This is a genomic window from Sorangium sp. So ce1335, from assembly GCF_051521615.1.
In the GTDB taxonomy this organism is placed as follows: Bacteria; Myxococcota_A; Polyangia; order Polyangiales; family Polyangiaceae; genus Sorangium.
On the sequence record NZ_CP150363.1, the window covers coordinates 2720465 to 2742418 of the forward strand.

Genomic DNA, 21954 nt, shown 5'->3' on the forward strand with positions numbered 1-21954 from the left:
GGACCATAAAAGCGGCTTCTTGAAGGGATCGTGGCGTCGCGGAGCGCGCTCGAGAGCGCGGGAGAAAGCTCGTCTCGAAGGAACTCCCTCGTCTCCACCCTGCGACCTGACCGGTCCCCTCATTCACCGCGAATAAGCATTTTCACCGCGAGTCAAGCGAAGCCCACGATATGTTACCAGTCTCCCATGGTGGGATCTTGTCCGACAACAAGGAAGCGGGCATGAAAAGATATCGTCGCTGAGCGGAACATCATAGCACGAGTTCGGTCGGTGACAATCGATAAGACGTCCAGAGCGATCTCGGAGGCGCTCTGTGGCGAAAACGTCGATGAACGCTCGCGTCCTATCAAAGCTCGAGAGCAGCTCGCGCGCGCTGCGAGGTCGAGAGAGGCCAGGAAATGAAACGAGGTTTGAAAAATCAAGCTCCTGGCAGCGGTTGTCCCGTCGTGCAGCTGCGCTGCATTCGTTCGCTGCCATGGTTGCGGTGGGGCGGGCGCGCCGGTGCCGGCGCCGCCATGACTCGAAGCGCAGGGCTCGGAGATCCATGACGTATCTGTGCTTTCCCCCGCCGATGGCCATCGACGCGCCGGCAAAGCGGTGGAAATGTCGGCCCGGGTGAAAGTCCCGGACTGGAGTCGACAGGACCGATGAAGAAGAGCGCGCTCGTGATGATCTTTCCGCTGACGTTCGTGACAGCCTGCGGGGCGACGGGGGGGCCGGACGACCCGGAGGCCGCCCCGGAGATCGCCGCCTCGCAGGAGGCGGTCTCCGTCTCGCCCGACTTCGGCGCTCGGTACCTCGACTGCGACGAGTTCGCCGGTGTGGGGCTCGCCCCCTTGGCCACCGTGGCGCCGCTCGTGCCGGACGACTACACCGTGATCGAGGCTGTCCCCGGCATGGCTGTCGTGGTCGCGCAGGCGGGGGACTGCGCCGAGATCAGCGTGAATGACCATGTCGCCCGGCCGGGCGTCTTCGCGCAGCTCGGGGTCGGCGTCGTCCCCCCGACGGGCACGGGAGATCAGAACTTCTACCAGATCGCGTTTGCGACCACCCACCCGATCCTCGCGGCCCGCCTCCGCCTCCTCGGCGTGAACGCGCGCTACGCTCCTTTCATGTCGTACGAGATCACGAGCACCTCGGGCCCCGAGGCCGAGCTGGCCGTCTCCGTTCCTCGCCCCGCGGGCCTCGCCTTCGAGCTGAACGGCCCGGTCACCCTGCCGGATCCATCGGCGCCGCCGCGCCCGCTCACCACGTTCAACTACTGGCATCAATCCGCGTGGTACGGCAACATCCTCCAGGAGAACGCCGTCACCGGCATCCGCCTGGGCGAGGGGAGCGGCGTGACGCTCACGGCCGCGGGCGACGATCTCGAGGCGATCCTCGGCAGCACGACGCTGACCTTCCCGTTCTTCTCGAGCCCCGAGATCTTCGACGAAGCCGTGCTGACGGTCGAGACCGACGCTTTCTGACCCGCCGATTCGCATCGACCCACGGCGCGGCGCCGGCCGCTGCGCGACCTCGGGGGGAGCCTCTGCGCTCCGGGCCGATGGTGAGGCGCTCGCCGTGAGACCGGTGACGCGACGGGGAGAGGCTCAGGCGGAGATCGTGCGCGCCTTGTGCGCCAGCGCGTAGGCGATGCCGGTCTGCAGGGTGCCGCAGGTGACGAGCCCTCGCAGCTCGGTCCCCAGGTCGACCAGCGCCTGCGCGACGACGGGGCGGATGCCCGTCAACACCACCTCGGCGCCGAGCAGCCTCGCGGCCTGCGCGATGCGGATCAGCGCCGCGGCGACCTCCCCGTCGACGTGCTTCACGCCGGTGATGTCGAGGATCGCGACCACCGCTTGCCTCTCGCCGAGCGCGTTCAGGAGGGTCTCGAGGATCTGCTGCGCGCGCTCCCGGTCGAGCGTCCCGATGAGCGGCATCGCGATCACCCCGTCGGCGATCGGGATGAGCGGCGTGCCGAGCTCCCGGAGCGCCGCCTGCTGCGCCTGGATCAGCTGCACCTGCGCGAGCGTCTCCTGCTCGTAGCGGAGCTGCTCCGTGATGTCCCTGAAGAAAGCCGACAGGCCCGTCGGCTCGCCTGTCGGGCCCATGATCGCGAAGGCGCTGAGCTGCCCCATCCACGCGCTCCCGTCCGGGCGCAGGATCTTGAGGACGCCGCGCCAGGCGCCGTCCTTCTTGAGGGCGGGCATGACCTCGTTGGAGAGCTGAGCGAAGTCCTCCGGTGCATAGAAGTCCACGAGCGGGCGGCCGACCGCCGCGTCGCCGAAGCCGCTCATCGTCTTGAAGGCGAGGTTTGCATACGTGACCTCGCCGGTCAGGGTCGTCATCGTGATGCCGTCGAGCGCATTGTCGATCAGCCTCCTCGAGACATCGGCGTCCTCGGCCCGACGGCGCAGCTCGGCCTCTCTCTCCGCCTGGGCCGTGATGTCCTGGATCACGCTCATGACCTGCGGCCTGCCGGCGTCGTCATCGAGGCGGATGTAACGCCTCGTGAACCGGCCCCACGAGCCGTCGGCCCTGCGCAGGCGGCAAGCGAGCTCGGCGGTGTCGCCCGCGAGGCCCTCCTGGACGTGGCTCTGCTGCGCGCGAGCGCGGGGCTGGTCGTCCGGGTGAGAGAGCTTCACGAACGCATCCGGGCCAGAGACATCCGCGTCGTCTGTCGCATGGCCGAGCTCTGCAGCGAGGGAGCGATTCTCGTACAGCGTGCGCTGCTCGACCGGATCGTGGACAGAGATCAGGTAGGGCGCCGCCTCGTGCATGCGGTGCGCGCGGCGCAGCTGGGCCCGCAGATCGCGCTCGATCCGCTCGAGCTCGGACACGCGAGCGCGGAGCGCGGCAAGCTCGTGCTCCAGGGCACGGTGTTCCGGATCATGAGAGTCCATGGACTTCCCCTCGGTGAATTCAGATGGTGCCGACTCGGCACTTCACCCCGAACCGCGAGGCTACTACCGATGGGCGGCCACGGGGAAGAGCTCATCGCAGGAGTGCGAGCGCGGCCCACGTGGGCAGTGCGAGCGCGGCCACGTGGGCAGTGCGAGCGCGGCCACGTGAGTGCGAGCGCGGCCACGTGCGTGCGCGTCCACGTGGGCAGTGCGAGCGCGGCCACGTCGTGTACGCCTCGCCGCACGAGGCGCTCGCGCACCATGTGGAGCACCACCTGTATGCCCCACCACCATGGCTCGCCGAGTTGCGGAGGTGCGATTGTGTTCAGGTGTTCAAATGTATGTGGTTGCAAGGTGCTGAAATTGTGGTACTTTTATCGAGGTGAGCAGGAACGTCGGGGACCTGGGGCGTACGCCACGGTGGGCGAGGAAGAAATTTCTTGATTCCCGGGCGCCGCATCTGTGTCCTGCCGGTGCGATCGCTGGTTCCGCCCGACGGGCGGTCTCTTCGGGCTCGTCGGCCGTCTGGGCCCCGCGCGCGGAGTCTCCGGTGCCGCAACGCGGGATCTCCGGTGCCCGGCGGCTGCCGGCCCCGGCTTGACGGAATCCCCCTACGGCTCCAGAAAGATCCTTCCAGATGCATACGAAGACCATCCTGCCTGTCGTGGTGTTGACGACCCTCGCCCTCGCGACCCCCGGTTGCGGCAAGGACAGCGCTGGCCAGCGGTCCAACGAGCGGTGGGCGACCACCGAGAACACCACCGTCGACCTCGACTTCGACAAGATCAACGAGGCCTACAAGGCGGCCGAGGGGCCCGAGGACTTCGAGCGGCGCGTCAACGAGATCTACCAGGGGAGCGAGGTCATCAGCGTCGCCGTCCAGGATCTCGACGCCAAGACGCAGGTCGTCACCGGGTTCTTCGACAAGAACACCGACGGCGCCGTGCAGGATCCGGAGAAGGTGTTCACGATCCGTCGTGACATCACGCCGGAGGGCACCGCGCAGGTCCAGACGTCCGGGTTCGGCGCCTACAGCTATTATCATTCGCCGCTCATGAGCCTGGCGTCTGGCATGATCCTCGGCTCGATGCTGTCGTCGGCGTTCCGCCCGAACTACGTGCCGGTGTACACGCAGCCGTACAGCACGCCGCCCAGCCGCGCGTCGAGCCTGCAGGCCCAGCGCGACGCGTACCGCGCCGCCAACCCGTCCGTCGACAGGAGCAAGGCGTCGCAGACCGGTCGGCGCTACAACAACGTCGGCAGCAACAGCATCGGGGGCGGCCGGTCTGGCGGCTCGCGGTTCGGCGTCCGCCGCAGCGAGCGCAGCCGCAGGCCCGAGCGCCTCCTCGCCTAGCCGCGCGCCTCCCGCCGCGATGCAGCCCCTGCGGAGCATCTCGGAGCTCCCTTTCCGAGGCCGTCCCGCGCTGGAGCTCCTCAACCTGGAGCAGCACCGCGACGCGCCGGACCTGGAGTCCACGCAGTTCGGCTGGTGCCAGGTGGCCGAGATCTGGCTCGACGGCCGCGCGGATGGCGAGCCGCTGCGGGTGACGGACGCGCTCGTCCTCGCGGTGCACGCCGCGGAGGAGCCGGAGGCGCTGTCGGACGACGTGGAGCTCGAGTTCTTCGTCGAGGAGGTCGCGAAGGACTACTCGGTGACCGTGCTCCTGTCGACGTTCCTGGAGCGCTGGCTGCCCGTCGTCTCCGGCGGCGAGCGGGCCATCGTGCTCGCCATGTGCAACCCCCACGCAGCGCGCGTCCGGCAGCCGAAGGCGGCAGGGCGCACGCCCGTCTACTACGCCGACGGCGACGTGGACTCGTGGCTCGACACCGATGTAGACGGTCGCCGGCACATCCGCCTCGAGGCGGAGGCCTGGCACATAGCGGAGTGAGTCGATGGGCTTTGGACGAAGAGATGCGGTCGTGTCGCGCGAGCAGAAGCTGGTCTACGCCGGCATCTACGTGCTGAAGAAGATGGACCTGAAGCCTGCGGAGGGAGGCATGGAGATGCCCCTCGTGCTGCCCTCCGAGCTGACCCCGCTGGAGGATGTGCTCCAGGAGCTCGTGAACGCGGGCCTCGTCGAGGTCAACCGCCGCAAGGCGCGGTTCGAGATCACGAAGAAGGGGATGGCGTACCTCTCCGAGATCATCGACGAGGCGGAGGCGCTGATCGAGGAGTTCGACGAGGAGGAGCTGGAGGACGCGGTGGCCGAGCTCCGCAGGCGGAACGTGGACGTGCTGCGGGCCCGCTTCCTGTGGGGCTGGTACGACGGCGAGCTGGACGATCTCGTCCTCTTCCAGCAGCGCCGGGGCGCGACGCCGGTCGAGCAGTGGTGGGCAGACTACCTGATGAGCGACGCGCTCTACGAAGCGCTGATCAGCGACTTCGAGCGGGCGTGAGGGCGCGCGCCGCGGGCAGGAGCTCGATGGGATCGCCCATGTCCGCGAGCCAGGGGTAGTGGCCACGCCCCGGGTCGCGCGACCTGGGCGGGGTCACGCGCCCCTGGCGTGAAACTCCACGAAGAACCTCACCGGACCGTCGGGCTCGACGTGGTGCAGCACCTCCGGCGCGACGAACCCTGGGGTCTCCGGGGTCAGCCGGAGCTCTCGCCCGTCGAGGCCATCCACACGGTAGCGGAGCTGCCCCGAGATCACGTGGATCACGCCCCACACACCGGCCTTTGTCGCGTGGTTCTTCCGGAGGCCAGCGGGGATCGTTCCCTCGTCGAACTCCGCCGTGCGCTTGTACGCGGACAGCCCGTCGGGCATCTCGAGCCGATCGCAGCGCACGCAGTCGAGCTCGGTGCCAAGCATCGAGTCCCGGCCCTCGGAGGTGAGCGACCAGGGGCGCGAGAGGAAGGGTGGCCTGTGCCGGACGTGCTGACCGTGACCGCAGCTCAGCTCGGCCACCCAGTCGTCCGCGTCGTCCTTGTGGTAACCGGTGATCGGCCTGCGCATCGTCCCAGCTTACATCGCCCGAGGCATGGCTGCGAGTCGAGGCCACCCTGAGACCGCTCCGGGCCACGCGCTGACCTCTTCCGCGTGGCACCCGGTGGCGCGCCGCTCAGGCCCGTGAGCGCGGCGGGCAAGCTGCGACAGGGGGGCGTCGAGCCGCGCCTCGCCGCGTGCCGCGCGGCACGCGCCGCTCAGGCGATCATCTGTAGAAGCCGATGTCGTCGATGTAGACGTCGAAGACCTCGTCCTGCCCGAAGCGGAGCTCGATCGTGTAGATGCCTTCGAGGTCGATGGCCTGGGCGGTGGGCTCGGCGCCCAGGCCGGCACGCGTGAGCTCCTCGAAGGGGATCACGATCGGGGCCCACTCCGTGCCGAGGGGCGCCATGATGGACCAGTGGTCGAAGCACCGATTGGCGTCGCCCTCTCCCGCCGTCTCATCGCAGATCCCGCCCGCCGGCTCCGAGAGCTTGTCCGAGATGTTGACCTTCACGGTCGTCACCGCGCCCGGATCGCCGAGCTTGGCCCAGAACACGATACCGGTATACGCCGACGCGTCGTAGGCGAACAGGCCCATGTCGGGGCCGTTCAGCGCGAAGCCGACGCCGGCGCCCCACTCGGTGAAGCCGGACCCGAACGTGTGCACCGCCCTCGTGCTCTCGCCGCGCGGCGGCGTGAGCTCCTCGGGGTGGAACCCGACGGGCATCTCCTCGGAATAGACCGGGGGAGTCTGCGTGCCGGTCCCGTCATTGTAGCTGTACCAGTAGCCGACCCTGCCGCCCGCCTCATCGATGGCGCTGTCGCCGTCTTCCATGTCGTCGATCAGCTCGATGTCCGCGGGGACGCCCCCATCGTCCCCGCCCACCCCCGCGCCGCCCGCGGCCGAGGCCGAGGCCGACGACGGACCGCCACCCGCGCCGCCCGCGCCGCCCGCTCCGTCCACCAGGTGGTAGCTCTCGTCCAGCCCCGCGAGCGCGGTGCACCCGCCGGCAGTGAGCGTCCACGCCGCGCACATCCATGCCGCGTGCCTCTTCGCCATATCTCCTCCTACCACCGCCCCGCGGGCGGGGTCCACCGCCGCGCGGGGCCGCCGGGGGCGCGGGCCGGGCGGCCATCGACGGGCTCGCCGGCCCCTGGAGGCTGCTCCAGCGGCGCGAGGAGACGGCGGCGCACGCGGCGGGCACGAGGATCCGGGGCTTCTCGTCCTGGACTCAGCCATCAGGCGAGATCGCTTCTCAGGGCGATAGGGCAACGAGGGTTCTGGCACCATGGCCAGCCGCCGATCCCTCGTCAGCGAGGGCTGCACTGCACGACGCAGAAGGCCGTGGCGCCCTTGGCGCGCGCGCTCGATTCGCACGCGCGCTTCGCTTGCTGCGATGCCATGAAGCGGTCTTTGCCCCCGCCGTTGCCGAACACCATCTGGTAGTTGCAGGCACCCGCGAAGCCGCAGACGCGCACGGACGCGCTCGCCGTACACCACCAAGACGTGCCGCCCGTCGCCGTTCCGCTGCTGGCGCCCTCGTTCGCGCGGCCGGCGGCCGCCGGGGCCGCCGGTGCGTCGCTGTCGTCGCCGGCGGGCGAGGGGGCGTTGTCCGCAGCGCGGTCGCCGCTGGACGGGTCAGCGGCTGCCCTCTCGTCCGGGTCGAGGTCGGGGCGAATCGGGGTGTTCGTCTGGACGGGCGGCACCGGCGAGGTGTTCGTCTGGAGGGGCGGCACCGGCGAGGCGCCCAGGGTCGACACCTCGGAGGGCACCGGCTCGCCGACGGCGTGCTCCGGCGTCGCGCTCGCCATCACGTACGCCACGCCGCCGAGCACGACGAGGGCGCCCACGCCGAGCGCGAACATCCCGCCCACCACGGCGAGCACGATGACGAGCGGCGACACGCCCGGCTTCGGACGCTGCGGCGGGGGCGGCGGCGGGTAGTAATGAGGCGGCGGCTGGGGAGGGTAGTGAGGGTGGTGAGGCGGCGGCGGGGGACGATACTGAGGATGCCCTGGACCGAACATCCCGCATTCGTAGCGCAATTGCGTCTTCCGCGCTGCGTGGGACAAGTGCGCACGCTGTCGGTGAGCGCGTGATCTCGACGCGACGAGCTCGCCCGCTCCCTGGCCCGCGGTGGGCTCCCGGGCGGTACGCGCGCCGTGGGGGCCAGGGCCGCGCCGAAACGCTTCTGTCGCCTGGTTCGGTTGAAGCGACGGCCTTCAAGCCTTCCCACGAGACGCCCACGTCGAGGCGCCGTATCGCTCGGCGACCTTCGTGGCGAGGAGCTGCGCCAGCGACGGTTGCTCGCCGCCGTTCTCGAGGTCCTCGCCGTCTCCCAGCGCGACATCCGGCCGCACGCCCGTCGCCTGGATCGCCTCTCCGCCCGGCAGGTTCACCACGGCCGCCGCCGCGAGCACCGCGCGCCCGTCGTCCGGATCCGCCACGACCTTCAGCGCCGTCCCCTTGCCGTACGTGCGCTCGCCGGCGATCACCGCGCGCCCGTGCCATTGCAGGCAGCCGGCGAACAGCTCCGCCGCCGAGGCCGTCCCGCGATCCACAAGGACCCACAGCGGCGCGCGGCACGGATCCCGGTGGTTCGACCGGTACACGGTCTCGTCGCCGTCCGCGTCGATCGCCCGCGCGAGGACGCTCCCCGGCTCCAGGAAGTCGCCCGCGAGCTCGAGGCACGCGGTGAGCTCCCCGCCGGGGTTGCCGCGCAGATCCAGGACGAGCGTCTCCAGCCCTTCCGCCTCGAGCGCGCGCAGCGCCGTGTGGACCCGCGACGGCACGTCCAGCGAGAACCTCTGGATGCGCACGTACCCGACACCCGGGGCGAGCAAGGCGCTCTCGACGGGTGACGTGCCCCCGCAGGGGTGGAGCGACGCGAGCAGCGCGTCGACGTCGGCCAGCGGCGGGGCGCCGGCGGACCGGGCGGCGGCCGCGCTCCCCGCGTTGTACATGATGAAGACGTTCGTGACGCTCGGCAGCACCTGGATGCCGATGAAGCAGTTGAAGTTGTTGCCGACCCTCGGACAGAGGAGCGATACCGCGGCGAAGAAGTTGATGAAGACCCGCACGTTGCCGAAGATGTACCGCCCTTGCCCCATGAACGTCGGGTGCAGCGTGCCCGCCTGATCGCCCGTCGTCAGGAACGAGAACGACGCCACGAACAGCGCGGCCATCATCGAGAACCAGACGTTGAACGAGAAAGGGAAGTTCATCCCGTTCGGGTGCATGTTCGGGAAGGGGAACAGCCCGAACACAGGAGACAGGCACACGTCCGGAAAACCGGCGCTCAAGCCGGCACCCTTGTTGTTCGCAGGGAGCATCGCGCTGGCCTCCTAGCCCAAGAGGATCTGCTTGCCGTTCACCGTGACCGTCTCCTCGGTCAGGATCGTGGCGTTCTTCGCCTTCGTGAACGCGCTCTTCTCCACGACCGTGTGCGACTCGCTCGCCTGCACGCTCAGGAGCGCGCTCACCCGCTGGTACACCGACGTGAACTTCTGGACCACGGCGTCGGCCACCATCCGGATCTTGCCCGCCTGCACCTCGAGCTCCGGCCCCCGGATCTCGACCCCCCGGTCTCCGGACAGCGAGAGCGCGCCCTCCCTGGCGTGCACCGCCACGTCGCCCTGGAGCGACAGGACCGTCCGCCCGCGCCCGTGGAGCACGCCAATGGCGTAGTAGCTCTCCCCCCGGCCGATCACGAGCAGCGTGTCGCCGAGCGCCGGCTCGTACGGCAGCGCGAGCGCCATCGCGACGGCGACCGGCTGGCCGCCCGGCAGCTCCACGGCGACAGCGCCCGCTTCCAGCGCGGTGACGCGGGCCGGGCCCAGGTACTCCCCCGGCAGCGCCGCGACGTCGCCGGCCTGGCCCGCGCCGCCCGGCGCACCGGCCCTCGCCAGGCCGATCCGGGGCACGTCCGCGCCGCGCGCTCGCCTGTCGAGATCCTCGTCGCCCGGCGCGTCCACCCGCACGGCGGCCCCGCGATCGCTCTCCTTCTTGGCTCCCATCGACATGGCTCCTCCTCTACGAGCGCCGCTCGGGCGGCATCCAGGCCTCGGCCTCCAGCCGATCGACGTCCGTGCGCCTCGCCGTGGCGAGGTTGGCGTCGAGATATCGTGTCTTCTCGTCGCGGACGTGGTGCAGGTTCGCCCAGGTGAGATCCGCGCCGCTGAAGTCGGCGCCCGAGATGTCCGCGTGCGACAGATCGGCGTAGTGCGCCTTCACGCCAACGAACAGCGCCCCGGCCGCGCGGATCTCGTGCATCACCGTCTCCCGGAGGTCGGCCCCCGCGAGGTTCGTTCCGGTGAGATCGGCCTTCATGAAGAGCGCGTTGCGGAGCATCGCCTTCGTCAGCCCGGCGCCGGCGAGCACGGCCTCGCCGAAGAAGGCGGTCTTCGCCATCGCGCCCGACAGCGAGGCCTGCCGCAGGTTCGCGCGCCGGAAGTTCGAGTTCGTCAGGATGGCGCCGTCGAGCCGCGTCCGCTCCAGGTTGCACTCGGTGAAGTCGCAGTTCGACAGGTTGCACCCCGACAGGTCCATCCCCGAGAGGTCCCCGAGCGCGAAGAAGCACCGCGAGATGGTCAGTCCGGCGAGCGACGTGCGGGTCAGGTCCACGCCGGAGAAGTCCACGCAATCGAAGATCGCCTTGTCGAAGCGGATGCCCTCCGTGCGCGCGGACCTGAGCGTCGTCTGCGAGACGAGCGCGCGCGTCAGGTCGGCGCCCGCCAGGTTCGCCCCCTCCAGCACGGAGCGCACGATCCTCGACCCGGACAGGTTCGCGCCGGAGAGATCGGCCTCGGTGAAGACCATCATCTCGAGGTCCTTGCCCGACAGATCCGCGCCCGGCAGCCGCGCCCTGTACAGCATGCACGACCTCAGCGTCGCGCCCCGGAAGTCCGCGCCGGTGAGATCGCAGTTCGCGAGCGTCGTCTGGTCCAGCGTCGCGCCCCGGAAGCTCGCGCCCCGGAGGTTCGCGCCCTGGAGCGACGACAGCGTGAGGTTCGCGTTCTCGAAGCTCACCCCCGCGAAGTCCATCTCCTCCAGCGCCGCGCCCGCGAGGTCCGCCCCGGAGAGGTCGAGCCTCCCGAGCCGCGCGCCGTCGAACACCGTCTTCGTCAGCTTCTTCGGGAGCACGGCGTCCCGGAGATCGGCCTTCAGGAACACCACCGTGTCGAGCGCGGCGCCCGAGAGGTCGGCCCGCCGGAGGTCCGCCTCGGCGAACGACGACCCCTCGATCCGCGCCCCCGCGAGCGACGCGCCCTCGAGGCTCGCCCGCGTGAACGAGCTCTGCGCCACGGTCGCGCCGTCGAGCGACGCGCCCGACAGGTCGGCGAGGTCGAGCCGCGCGCTGGCGACGACCGCCCCGGAGAGCTCCGCGCCGGCCAGCCGCGACTCGGCGAGGTTCGCCCCCTTGATCTGCGCGCCGGTCAGGTTCGCGCCGGCGAGCCGGCCCCGCACCAGGCTGGCGCCAGCGAGGTTCGCGCCGGACAGGTTCGCGCCCGAGAGATCGCTCTCGACGACGACGGCCCCCTCCAGGTCGGCGCCCGACAGATCCGCGCCGCCGAGCGCGCACCAGGCGAGCTCCGCGCCGCGGAGATCGGCGCCCGACAGGTCCGCGCCGTCCAGCAGCAGCCGGCCCAGCTTCGCGCCGCGCAGCCGGGCCTTGCGCAGGCCGGCGCCCCGCAGGTCCATCTCGCCGATCGTCCTGCCGTCGAGCGGCTCCCCCGCCTCGACAAGCGCCTTCAACTCATCCGGGGTCATCGATCCCGCTCCAGGGTCGACTTCTTCAGGTTCGCCCCCCGGAAATCACAGCCGGATCCCGAGGTCTGGTAGAATTTTGCATCGTAGAGGTTCGCGTCGACGAACTTCGCCTCCGGGACCTGCGCCCTGAGCAGGTCCGCGTCGAAGAGGTTCGCCCGCGTGAAGTCGGCGCGCGTGAGGTCGGCCCGATCGAACCGGGCGCCCCGCAGGTTGGCCCCGAAGAAGCTCGCGCCCTCGGCCGTGGCCTCCGTGAAGTGGGCGCCCGTCAGCACGGCGAGGCTGAGATCCGCGCCGGTGAGGGTCGCGCCCAGCCACACGCTCCCTTCGCCCCGCGCGCGCGCGAACACCGCCCCGGTCAGGTCGGAGCCCGCGAAGCTCGTGCCGTCGAGGGTGGCGCCCGCGAACGTGGCGGAGGTCGCCCTCACCTTCGACACGAAGCACCGCGTGAGCGAGGCCTGCGACATGTCCGCGCGCTCGAGCACCGCGCCCTCCAGGAAGGCCACCGACCACGCCGCCCCGCGCGCGACGGCCCCCGTCATGTCCGCCCTCGAGAAGACGAGCTGCGACCCCTGCGTGCCCGAGAGGTCGGCCTCCATGAGCCGCGCGCCGTCGAAGGAGGTGCTCTCCAGCGTGGCGCCGCGGAAGACGGCGCGCTCTGCCCACGCGCTCTGCAGGGTGGCGAGGCTCAGGTCCGCGTCCGTGAAGTCCGCGTCCCGCACGTCGGCGTCGAACAGCACGGCCTGCTTCAGGATCGCGCGCGTGAGCCTGGCGCCCCGGAGGTTGGCGCCCGTGAGGATGGCGCCCGTGAGGTCCGCGCCGGTCAGGTCGCGGCCGCTCAGGTCCTGCTCGCTCAGATCCTGGTCGCGGAGGTCGCTCCCAGGCCCGATCTGCCCGGGCGGCCGCGGCGGCGCCGTGGAGAGGCCCAGCGACGCGAGCTTCGGATCCCCGGCGAGCTTGTCCCACGCGGCGAGCCCCGGGACCTGCGCCCCGCGCGCGACAGCGAGCGACTTCGCCTCCTCGATGGCCCGCGCGACGCGGCGGAAGGCCGTCCGGAGCGCCGCGTCCGTCAGCATGGGCGGCGCGTCGGCGCTCAGCGGCGGCATGGCCTGCGACGCCCTCGGCAGGTTGCGCAGCGCCTCCGCGATGACGCCGCCGAGGGCCTTCCCCCCGGGCACCGCGACGCCCGCGAGCGCCGCCATCGCCCGGCGGATCCTCTCCTGCTGCGGCTTGGCGACGTCGCCGAGCCGCGCCTTGAGCAGCGCGGACAGCGGGTCGAGCCCCTCCGCATCTGCCGGCGGCGCCGCGTCGTCGCCCTTCTTCTGCAACGCCTGCAGCGCCCGCCATTCCTCCTTGAGCTCCGGCGTGAGCTGCTCCTCGATCTCGAGCGGATCGGCCTCGAACCGCGCGAGGATCTCCCGGTAGCGCGCCTCGGGCAGCGCCGGCCCGTCGAGCGGCTCGGAGGCGACGAGCGTCGTGACGCGCGAGAGGTCGTCGTCGGTCACCTCCGTGAGGCCGCGCCACGTGAGGAACAGGGCCCCCTTGTCGAGGTCGGCGAGCAGCGTGTCGAGGTGCATCGGCACCTCCCGGAACCCGCGCTCCGCGTCGTTCGCGAACACGCGGATCCGGAGGCCCGGCAGCTTCGACCGGAAGACCTCCGCGTCGGGGTGGAGGTTCTGGAACAGGAGATCCTCGTCGCCGCGCAGGTACGGGAGCCACTGGTCAGGCCGGGCCGCGTTGAAGAACGTCCAGTCGAAGTCGTCGGCGTAGTACGGCGCTCGCTTCTCGCGGTACGCCTTGCCGTAGTTCTTCCCCACCTTCGCGCGCCGATCGGGCCGGTTCGGCGACAGGGGCCCGAACCCCGCGGGCGCAGGCCGATCCGAGCGCGACAGCAGCAGATCGTCCGCGCCCTCGACGTTGGGGAGCTCGCGCGTCCCGTGGCCCTTGCCCACCGGGTTCAGCGGGTGCCCGGGCCCTCCGAAGCTGTGCCGATCGCCGAGCGGCATCCGGTCGAACGGCACGGGATCGCTCATGGCAGGCCCGAGCAGGCCATCCATCCACACGCGGTCGCCGACGACGCGCAGGATCTTCGACCAGGACCCGACGCCGAACCGCACCGGACACTCGGTCATGCGCGCCTTGCCCGGCGTGTGGCACGTGCCCAGCAGCATCACGTCGGCGTGCGGCTTGAAGTCCACGAGATCGCTCGGATACAGGCACTCGCCCGTCTGGTCGTGATCGTCGTCGTGGAACACGTCGCCGCGCAGCGTCTCCTGCGCGAGCACCGGGTGCCCCTCGGGCAGCGAGAGCGGCGCTCCGGGCCGGAGGATGAACTTCGCGCGGACGATCAGGGTCATCTCCGGCTGGGGCGGCCTCCGCGAGGTGACCTTGCTGCCGAAGAGAAACGGGGTGAGGTTCTTGTTCGCCATCCGTGGGGCTCGCCGCGCTTGCGCGTCACACCATGAGGTGGACGGCCGCGATGTTCGTGCGGACGGGCACGACCTTGCTCCGGTCCAGGGTGATTCGCAGCTTCTCCGGCCCCATCGAGAGCGTGGGGCCGATGCTGGCCTCGAGCGTCGCGGCGACGGTGACGGACGCCTCCAGGCCGACCGTGGCGCTGACCGTGCCGCCGACCGTGCAGGTCACCTCCGCGCCGAGCGTCGTCTCGAGCATCGCCCCGAGGACGACCTCGTTGACCATGCCGAGGTTGATCGTCGTCTCGATCCCCTCGACGACGGTCTTGCTGTCGCCCTTCGTGTACGAGTCCGCGTCCCCGTACATCTCGCTCTCCGTGTCGGCGCGGGTCTCGGAGATGATCTTCGTCGCCGTCGTCTTGTTCTTGATGATGTCGGCCTCGGTCGTGTCCTCCATCGCCCCGTCGACCTTCGTCGAGGTCGTGATCGACCCCGCCTTCATGGTGGACTTCGACTCCCCTTTGACGGTCGTCTCGTCGGTCATCGACGCGGCGTGGGTCTTCGACACCATCGTGTCCGCCCAGGTCTCGTTGGAGATCGAGGGCACCGGCAGCTTCGCCGACCCGGTATAGGACGAGATGCTCTTGGCCCACGTCCTGTCGACGATCGTGGGGTTCTCGCCGAGGACGCCCGACGAAGGCAGCCCCCAGGGGTCCGTGATCTCGTCCAGGTTGCGCGGCGGGCTGTCGTGTCCGGTGACGCTCTCCAGCTTGCTGCCGTAATGGAACTCGAAGGCATCGCCGTGGTAGGTCGTGTGCACCTCGCCCTTCACGGTCTTCTCGCGCAGGCGCTTCTCGCCGCGGGGGCCCTGGATGAAGTCGAACTCGCCCGACCCCTGGAAGGTGATGCTCTTCTCGTTGATCTGCCCGTCCTCCGCCTTCCACCCGGCCTCGAACTCGCGGTGTCCGAGGACGGTCATCTTGTAGGTGCCCCCGATGACCTCGATCTTGTCGCCGCGCGTGGTCGTGATCCGGTTGCCGTCGGTGTGATCTCGCCAGGTGTAGTCGTCGCCCTCGGCCGCGCCGATGCGCAGGAACGACGACATGCCTTCGCCGAAATCAGGCACATGGAGGATACCGTACTTGCCATCGCCGGCCATGGGAGCTCCGTATCCGGTGGCGCGTGGAGCGTGGTGCTCGCGCCCTCAAACGAAGAGGTTGAACGCCGAGATGATCTTGTTCGCGAGCGCGATCTCCGTCTTGCTCACGTGGAGCTCGACACCAGCGGGGCTTATCTCGAGCTTGGGGCCGACGGAGACGTCGATGCTCGCTGTCATGCTGAGATCCACCTTGGCCCCGACGGTGACGTCGACCGATCCGCCGCCGGTGAAGGTCACCTCCGCGCCGAGCGTCGTCTCGATCATCGCCCCGAGGACGACCTCGTTGACCATGCCGAGGTTGATCGTCGTCTCGATCCCGTCGACGACGGTCTTGCTGTCGCCCTTCGTGTACGAGTCCGCGTCCCCGTACATCTCGTCCTTCGTGTCGGCGCGGGTCTCGGAGATGATCTTGCTCGCCGTCGTCTTGCTCTTGATGATGTCGGCCTCGGTCGTGTCCTCCATCGTCCCGTCGACCTTCGTGGAGGACGTGATCGACGCGGCCTTCATGGTGGACTTCGACTCCCCCTTGACCGTCGTCTCGTCGGTCATCGAGGTGGCGTTCGTCTTCGACACCATCACTTCCGCCCAGGTCTCGTCCGTGATCGACGGCACCGGCAGCTTCTCCGAGCCGGTATAGGACGAGATGCTCTTGGCCCACGTCCTGTCGACGATCGTGGGGTTCTCCGTCGGGATCGACTGCGGCGAGGGCGGGTTCTTTGCGTCGAGGTAATCGTCGGTGATGTCGATCGTGGGGAAGGTGTCCGTGCCGGTCTGGCTCTCCTTGATCTTCCCGAAATAGTAGTCGTAGACGTCCCCGTGATAGAGGGTGTGGACCTCGCCCTTGATGGTCGTCTCGACGACCTTCCACGTCCCGCCGTAGTTCTGCACCCACTCGATCGTGGTGCCGCCGCCGAAGGTCTCGCTGACCTCGGTGACGTGCCCTCCGGACACGTCCCAGCCCGCCTGGTGCTCGCCGCGCCCGAGGATGAGCAGGCGGTAGTTGCCCCCGATCACCTCGACCTTGTCGCCCTTCGTGGTCGAGATCCGGTTGCCGTCGGTGTGATCGCGCCAGCCGCCCTTCGTGTGCAGCTTCGCGGTCTCGGCCTTGCGCTCGCCCACGGGCACGAAGCCGGGCGAGCCGTCCCGCTTGCGGTCGTCGTCGGTGAAGGTCTGAATCCGCTCGGCGAGGTCGTCGCCCGCGCTCTCGCCGAGCGGCGCTGCGGCCCCGAGGCGCAGGTAGGACGGTTGCCCACCGTTCAGATCCGGTACTTCGAGGAGCGCGAACTTGCCTCCGGACACACGGCCTCCGTATCGAGCGCGGAATCGAGGGTGAAATCGAGGGCGAAATCGAGCGTGGAAAGCGACGCATGGCGTCGCCCGCCGCCGCTATCCTAGGTCACCGGGAGGCAGCCGTCCAAGCAGAAAACCGCGCGTCCTTCTCGACCCGGCGGCGTGCGCTGCCGCGGGAGCGCGCGGCTCAGGAGGCCTCGGCCGGGAGCTGGGTGGCCGACTCGGGCTCTTGGTGCACGACGGCCCACACGAACTCCGGGATGAGCGCGAGGGAGTGCGGGTCCTGCGTGACCCCGATCAGGCCGCTGATGAAGTCCATCGGGTGCTCGCGGCCGCCGCCGTCGACGAAGCGGAGCTGGGCGCTCGTCAGCCCCGGCGGGATCTCGGAGAGGCCCGGCCCCTGGGGGTTTCCGAGCCCTCCGAGCGCGTCGCTCCGGGCCTCGGCGGCCAGGTAGCGCTCGTGCCAGCTCTCGATATAAGGGTTCGGGACGAAGTAGTCGTTGGGCCAGGCGCGCAGGTAGGGAAATAGCACGTGGATCCACCCGGTGAGCTCGTCGGACGGATTCTCGTACCGGAAGAAGGCGCGCCAGAACTTCGGGTCGGCGCGCCCCTCGGACGAGGCGGCGATCTGGTCGAGCACGGGCAGGAGAGGGCGCAGCCAGCGGTCCTGCCCGACGGAGCCGAGCATCGCCACGCGCTGGCGCATCCAGCGCCAGTCGTCGGGCGTGCCGAGCAGGTAGACGCGCGGGATCCCGCGGTGGGGGTACACCATGTCGCCCGGGAACGGCGGCTCCCAGTCGTGGTGCGGCGCGAGCGGGGTCGCCACCGTGAGCTCCGACGACACCCGCTCGACAGGGCCTGTGGTGGAGAAGTTGGATGTCACGAGATCCCGCAGCGCGCCGACCCTTTCGGAAACCTGCCTGGAGAAATCCGGAAACAATGCGGGCCACGGGTTCACGTCGCCGAGGGTGAAGTCCGGCTGCTCGACGAGCAGCGCGAACTCGCTGTCGTCGGTGAGGAACCGGCGCCGGTGCTCGGGGCTCGCGGCGAGGTGGAGCGTGAAGCCGCGCGCGAGGCAGAACCAGACCACGTCGGGCGAGAGCACGAGCGGATAGCGCTGGGTGAAGGCGATATAGGCGGCCTGCACGAGCGGGTGCAGGTCGGTTCGGCCGACGAGCGGCAGGCGGTGGTGGTAGGTGGCCTCGATCGGCGAGACGAGCAGGCTCTGTATCGCGGCCTCGCTCTCGAACCCTGGCAACGGCGCCGTCGCAGGCTCGACATCGGCCACGGCGATCGTCGTAACGTTCATGAAACCCTCGTCCTCCTGGCCCGGCGCGGCGCCCTTCGTGACAGGGCGCCGTCCTTCGTACACGAGCGTGCCGCGCGCGACAACCTGGCGCGTCGGGCTCCCTACCCCGGAGGCGCTGTGTGGAACGACGGGGCTCCGGCGACGGCGCGCCCCGGCCATCGATGCGGGCGTGAGCGCGGGGGCTTGGCAACGTCCGCTTTTCAAGGCAACCATGGGCGGATGCGGCGTGTTCGGTCGTCCTCGCGCACCTCTGACATGAGCTCTGGTAATTTTTCACATCCTTTCCGGGGCGGGTCGCGTCGGGTCGGCGGCGCCCCGCGCGCGGCGCGCCGGTCGCGCACCGCCGGGCGCGCCCTGTGATGTGCTGTGTCGCTGTGAATTTGCGCGGGCAGCAGACGCCCGCGGGCGTCTCCGCGCCGCTGTTGCGCGGCCCCGGTGGATGGTGCACGACTAGTCGATCGTGCGGCCGCGACGAGTTTTCCTGAAGGAGGAGCGCAGCAGATGAGTTCACGCCAGCCGAGTTCGTACGTGGCGGCCGCGCCGGCCAACCCGAAGGCGGCCCTGCGGATCCATTACCTCAAGAAGGTCTATGGCCTCTTCACGGCGAGCCTTGTCGTGTCCTCCATCGGCGCGATGTGCGCGCTCTACATCGGGGCCCCGGACGCGGAGGAGGCGGCCCCGGGCCGCGCGATGCCGCCGGTCGTCGAGCTCTTCGCCGATCACCCGATCCTCGCGATGGGCGTCGTGTTCGGCGTGATGTTCGGCGCCCGCGCGGTGCGCCGCATCCCCGGCGTCAACGTCCTCGCGCTGTTCGGGATGGCGGCCATCCTCGGCCTCACCACGGCGCCGGCGCTCTACATGGCCGAGGTCGCGGCGGGCCTCGGCAGCACCCTGTCGTCGGCGCCGGTCCGGGACACCTTCATCCTCACGGTGCTCACGTTCGGCAGCCTCACGCTGGGCGTCCTCCTCACGAAGGAGGACCTGTCGTTCCTTGCCAGCGGCCTCGTGATGGGCGCCATGGTCGTCCTCGGCGCCATGCTGCTCAACGTCCTGCTCGGGAGCTCGCTGCTGGGACTCGCCATCTCCAGCGTCGCCGTGCTCGTGTTCGGGGGGTACGTCCTCTACAACACATCGCGCCTCCTCCATTCGGACGAGGAGGACCCGGTGGGCGGCGCGCTCGACCTCTACCTCAACTTCATCAACCTCTTCACGTCGATCCTTCACATCCTCTCCGGCCGCCACTTCTGAACGGCCGCCCTCGCGGCGCGCGCTCGCGCGCCCGACCGCCGCCGCGCCCGTCTCTCGCCCGGGGCGGACGCCGCAGGACCGCTTGACGCCCCTTTTCCGGTGGGTAAGAACGGGCTGACCATGACTCGCCCGCTCGCCGTCGTCGCGCTTGCCCTTGCCTTCCCGCTCGTCAGCGCCGCTTGCAGCAAGCCCGCCGAGGCCGAGGGGGCGCCCGCGGCCGTGTCGCCGCCCGTCGAGCTCGCCGCGCCGGCGAACGTCAAGCGGGTGGACATCGCCGTCACCGACAGCGGCTTCTCCCCGTCGACGATCGAGCTGAAGAAGGGAGAGCCGGTCGTGCTCCGGTTCACGCGGACGACGAAGAGCGAGTGTCTGAAGGCGATCGCGATTCCCGATCTGAAGATCGAGAAGGATCTGCCGATGAACACGCAGGTCGAGGTGGCCGTCACCCCGGAGAAGGAGGGGAAGATGGTGCTTCAGTGCTGGATGGCGATGATCAAGGCGACCATCAACGTGGTCGGCTCCTGACGTCGTCGCGCCGCCGCGCCCTCGCCCGGCGCGCGACGCTGGCCGTCGCGCTGGTCGTCAGAGGATGAGCCAGAGCTCGGCGTCGTAGCGCTTCGCGCCGCTCCCCGCGTCGCGCGCCGCGCGGCGCGTCCCCGAGGCGGGCACCTCGGCGCAGGACGGCTCGGCGGGCGGCCGCGCCGTCGTCGTGGTCGCGCCGGCGTGCGGCGCGTCGATGCCCGAGGCGGCGCAGCGGGCCACGGCGAACCGGAGCATGTCGCGCACGTCGCCCGCGGTCAGCATGCCGTTCGTGCGGTGGCGCGCGATGGCGGCCGCGCGCTCGACGCACGCGACGCACGGCGCGGTCTCGGACCTGAGCCGGAAGAGCAGCGTCCCCTCGGGCCACCCGAGCGCCGTCGCCTCGATGCTCACGACGACGAACTCGCCGTCACGGACCACCTGCGTCGCCGCCGCGCCAGCGCTGTCCTCGCTGGCGCCGGCCGCCGCGCCCCTCAGCAGAAACCAGTAGCGATCCATGAGGCGCTCGACGTCGCGCGGCTCACCGTGAGCGATGATGTCTGTCATCCATGACCTCCGACGTCTCAATGTGAGACCTGGTCCCTGGATCGGCGACGCCGGGGAGAGTCAGGAAATGTCCGCGCAGACGGACAATGTCCGGGCGGCCTCTGCCGCGGCGCGGCGAGGTCCCGGGGAGGTCCGGGAGGGCGCCCGAGCGGGTCCGGGAGGGCGCCCGAGCGGGTCCGGGAGGGCGTCCGAGCGGGGCCCGAGGACGCCCGAACGCCGCCGTTATGTGAGGTAGATCACGCTAGAAGCGGTAAGTTTCGCTTCCCTTTGGGGGCTCCGTGAGTAAGCTCTGCGCCCCCCAACGCGCCCGGCGGAATCCCGCCCCGGTTCCTCGCTCCGAACCGGCTCTCATCGAGGCGCGCCGAGGGGATCGCTCCCGCGGCGCGCCGCGCGGAGCCGGTTCGAGCCACCCCAGACGGAGCGGAGAAGGCAGTCGCATCATGAATCAGCATCCCGGCATCATCGGCAAGAAGATCGGCATGACGCAGATCTTCAGCGAGACGGGCGAGGTCCTGCGTTGCACGGTCGTGCAGGCGGGCTGCGTCGTCATCGGCAAGCGGACGCTCGAGAAGGACGGCTACAGCGCCCTCATCCTCGGCCTCGGCGAGCGGGCGGAGAAGCACACGACCAAGCCGCTCGCGGGCGCGTTCAAGAAGGCGGGGCAGACGCCGAAGCGCGTCGTGCGCGAGCTGCGCTGCAGCCCCGAGCACGCGGCGAAGTACGAGGTCGGGCAGACGCTCAAGGTCGACGAGATCTTCGAGGTCGGCCAGCGCGTGGACGCGCAGGGCCGCTCGCGCGGCCGCGGCTTCAGCGGCGTCATCCGCCGGTGGAGCTTCGCCGGCGCGGTCAACTCGCACGGCACCCACGAGTACTTCCGCCACGGCGGCTCGATCGGTACGAACATGACCCCCGGTCGCACGCTGCCCGGCCTGAAGATGCCCGGCCACTACGGCGACGAGACGGTGAGCGCGCTCAACCTGAAGATCGCGAAGCTCCTCCCCGAGGACAACCTCATCCTCATCGAGGGCCCGGTCCCCGGCCCGAAGAACCAGGTCGTCACGATCCGCGGCGCCGTGAAGAAGCGCGGCGGCAAGGGGCTGCCCACGCCGGTGCAGCCGACCAAGAAGAAGGGCGGCTGAGATCCGCCCGCCCGGCGGAGCGCGCGCGCCCTTGAGCGAGCCCGCGCGCCCTGCCGGCGATGCCCTCCGGTAATCCGTGCCGCAGAAGCCCAAGAACCCCTACAAGCGCCCGGACGCCTTCACGAAGGCGGCGAAGGCGCAGGGCTATCCTGCGCGCAGCGTCTTCAAGCTCGAGGAGATCGATCGCCGGGTGCGGCTGCTCCGCCCCGGTCAGCGCGTGCTCGATCTGGGCGCGGCGCCCGGCTCGTGGTCGATGTACGCCGCGCAGCGGATCGGCGCGGCGGGCAAGCTGCTCGCTGTCGATCTGTCGCCCATCACGGCGGCGTTCGGCCCGCAGGCGACGGTGGTGCAGGGCGACGCGCTGTCGCTGACGAACGAGGCGCTCGCGCAGTTCGCGCCGTACGACGTCGTGCTGTCGGACATGGCGCCCGCGACGAGCGGCAGCAAGATCGCCGACCAGGCGCGGAGCTACGAGCTGTTCATGCGCGCCGTGGCCGTGGCCGAGGCGCTGCTCGCGCCGGGCGGCGCGTTCGTCGGCAAGATCTTCATGAGCGAGGACTTCGTGAAGGCCCGCGACGCGCTGCGGAACCTCTGCGAGGAGGTCCGGAGCATCCGGCCCGAGGGGACGCGCGCGAACAGCGTGGAGCTGTTCCTCGTGGGGCTGCGAAGGAAGGCGCCGGCGAAGGCGGGGTAGGGGCGCGGTCTTCGCGTTCCTGTCGTCACTGGCGG

General features: G+C 70.3%; 20 protein-coding genes. 8 read left to right on the top strand and 12 right to left on the bottom strand.

What is annotated here, in order from left to right:
* Positions 1 to 647 precede the first annotated feature (647 nt).
* Positions 648 to 1469, top strand: coding sequence for a hypothetical protein (locus tag WMF24_RS10115; protein ID WP_437736172.1), 822 nt, complete (start codon positions 648 to 650; stop codon positions 1467 to 1469).
* 123 nt (positions 1470 to 1592) lie between these two features.
* Here the strand turns inward: WMF24_RS10115 and WMF24_RS10120 are convergent, their stop codons facing one another.
* Positions 1593 to 2885: a PAS domain S-box protein gene (locus tag WMF24_RS10120; protein ID WP_437736173.1), complete on the bottom strand. Its 1293-nt coding sequence runs from the start codon at positions 2883 to 2885 to the stop codon at positions 1593 to 1595.
* A 637-nt stretch (positions 2886 to 3522) separates the two neighbouring features.
* Between WMF24_RS10120 and WMF24_RS10125 the strand changes: the two genes are divergently transcribed.
* From WMF24_RS10125 to WMF24_RS10135, 3 genes are read left to right on the top strand one after another with little or no spacing between them, the layout of a single operon-like run.
* On the top strand, positions 3523 to 4239 hold the full coding sequence (locus WMF24_RS10125; protein ID WP_437736174.1) for a hypothetical protein: 717 nt from the start codon (positions 3523 to 3525) through the stop codon (positions 4237 to 4239).
* A 19-nt stretch (positions 4240 to 4258) separates the two neighbouring features.
* A complete protein-coding gene (locus WMF24_RS10130; RefSeq protein ID WP_437736175.1) occupies positions 4259 to 4774 on the top strand; it encodes a hypothetical protein in 516 nt (171 codons plus the stop codon).
* Positions 4775 to 4778: 4 nt separating this feature from the next.
* Entirely contained in the window at positions 4779 to 5282 is a 504-nt protein-coding gene (locus WMF24_RS10135; RefSeq protein ID WP_437736176.1) for a hypothetical protein, read from the top strand.
* Positions 5283 to 5375: 93 nt separating this feature from the next.
* On the opposite strand, the gene WMF24_RS10140 is transcribed toward WMF24_RS10135, so the two are convergent.
* From WMF24_RS10140 to WMF24_RS10185, 10 genes are all read right to left on the bottom strand, one after another.
* Positions 5376 to 5840: a DUF3565 domain-containing protein gene (locus tag WMF24_RS10140; protein WP_437736177.1), complete on the bottom strand. Its 465-nt coding sequence runs from the start codon at positions 5838 to 5840 to the stop codon at positions 5376 to 5378.
* Positions 5841 to 6036: 196 nt separating this feature from the next.
* Positions 6037 to 6873 carry a hypothetical protein gene (locus tag WMF24_RS10145; RefSeq protein ID WP_437736178.1) on the bottom strand — a complete coding sequence of 279 codons (837 nt, stop codon included), beginning with the start codon at positions 6871 to 6873 and terminating at the stop codon, positions 6037 to 6039.
* A 251-nt stretch (positions 6874 to 7124) separates the two neighbouring features.
* Positions 7125 to 7841 (bottom strand): hypothetical protein, encoded by a 717-nt coding sequence (locus WMF24_RS10150; protein ID WP_437736179.1) that lies wholly within the window; start codon positions 7839 to 7841, stop codon positions 7125 to 7127.
* A gap of 195 nt (positions 7842 to 8036) precedes the next feature.
* The gene (locus WMF24_RS10155) at positions 8037 to 9146 is read right to left on the bottom strand and encodes a S41 family peptidase (RefSeq protein ID WP_437736180.1); all 1110 of its coding nucleotides are present in this window, start codon (positions 9144 to 9146) and stop codon (positions 8037 to 8039) included.
* A gap of 12 nt (positions 9147 to 9158) precedes the next feature.
* Positions 9159 to 9836: a DUF3540 domain-containing protein gene (locus WMF24_RS10160; RefSeq protein ID WP_437736181.1), complete on the bottom strand. Its 678-nt coding sequence runs from the start codon at positions 9834 to 9836 to the stop codon at positions 9159 to 9161.
* 10 nt (positions 9837 to 9846) lie between these two features.
* Entirely contained in the window at positions 9847 to 11583 is a 1737-nt protein-coding gene (locus tag WMF24_RS10165; protein ID WP_437736182.1) for a pentapeptide repeat-containing protein, read from the bottom strand.
* A complete protein-coding gene (locus WMF24_RS10170) occupies positions 11580 to 14009 on the bottom strand; it encodes a DUF2169 family type VI secretion system accessory protein (protein ID WP_437736183.1) in 2430 nt (809 codons plus the stop codon). The genes WMF24_RS10165 and WMF24_RS10170 overlap by 4 nt, the downstream gene beginning before the upstream one ends.
* 25 nt (positions 14010 to 14034) lie before the next feature.
* Entirely contained in the window at positions 14035 to 15153 is a 1119-nt protein-coding gene (locus WMF24_RS10175) for a hypothetical protein (RefSeq protein WP_437736184.1), read from the bottom strand.
* A 45-nt stretch (positions 15154 to 15198) separates the two neighbouring features.
* Positions 15199 to 16452, bottom strand: coding sequence for a hypothetical protein (locus tag WMF24_RS10180; protein WP_437736185.1), 1254 nt, complete (start codon positions 16450 to 16452; stop codon positions 15199 to 15201).
* A 178-nt stretch (positions 16453 to 16630) separates the two neighbouring features.
* Complete coding sequence (locus WMF24_RS10185; RefSeq protein ID WP_437736186.1) at positions 16631 to 17752, bottom strand: DUF4419 domain-containing protein; 1122 nt, start codon at positions 17750 to 17752, stop codon at positions 16631 to 16633.
* Between the two features lie 501 nt (positions 17753 to 18253).
* On the opposite strand from WMF24_RS10185, the gene WMF24_RS10190 reads away from it, so the two are divergent.
* Both WMF24_RS10190 and WMF24_RS10195 read left to right on the top strand, forming a co-directional pair.
* The gene (locus tag WMF24_RS10190) at positions 18254 to 19000 is read left to right on the top strand and encodes a Bax inhibitor-1/YccA family protein (protein ID WP_437736187.1); all 747 of its coding nucleotides are present in this window, start codon (positions 18254 to 18256) and stop codon (positions 18998 to 19000) included.
* Positions 19001 to 19120: 120 nt separating this feature from the next.
* Positions 19121 to 19525, top strand: coding sequence for a cupredoxin domain-containing protein (locus tag WMF24_RS10195; protein ID WP_437736188.1), 405 nt, complete (start codon positions 19121 to 19123; stop codon positions 19523 to 19525).
* A 57-nt stretch (positions 19526 to 19582) separates the two neighbouring features.
* Here the strand turns inward: WMF24_RS10195 and WMF24_RS10200 are convergent, their stop codons facing one another.
* Positions 19583 to 20086, bottom strand: a complete 504-nt coding sequence (locus tag WMF24_RS10200; protein WP_437736189.1) for a hypothetical protein — start codon at positions 20084 to 20086, stop codon at positions 19583 to 19585.
* A 440-nt stretch (positions 20087 to 20526) separates the two neighbouring features.
* Between WMF24_RS10200 and rplC the strand changes: the two genes are divergently transcribed.
* Positions 20527 to 21225: a 50S ribosomal protein L3 gene (gene rplC / locus WMF24_RS10205; protein ID WP_437736190.1), complete on the top strand. Its 699-nt coding sequence runs from the start codon at positions 20527 to 20529 to the stop codon at positions 21223 to 21225.
* Positions 21226 to 21301: 76 nt separating this feature from the next.
* A complete protein-coding gene (locus WMF24_RS10210) occupies positions 21302 to 21919 on the top strand; it encodes an SAM-dependent methyltransferase (RefSeq protein WP_436626737.1) in 618 nt (205 codons plus the stop codon).
* Positions 21920 to 21954 lie beyond the last annotated feature (35 nt).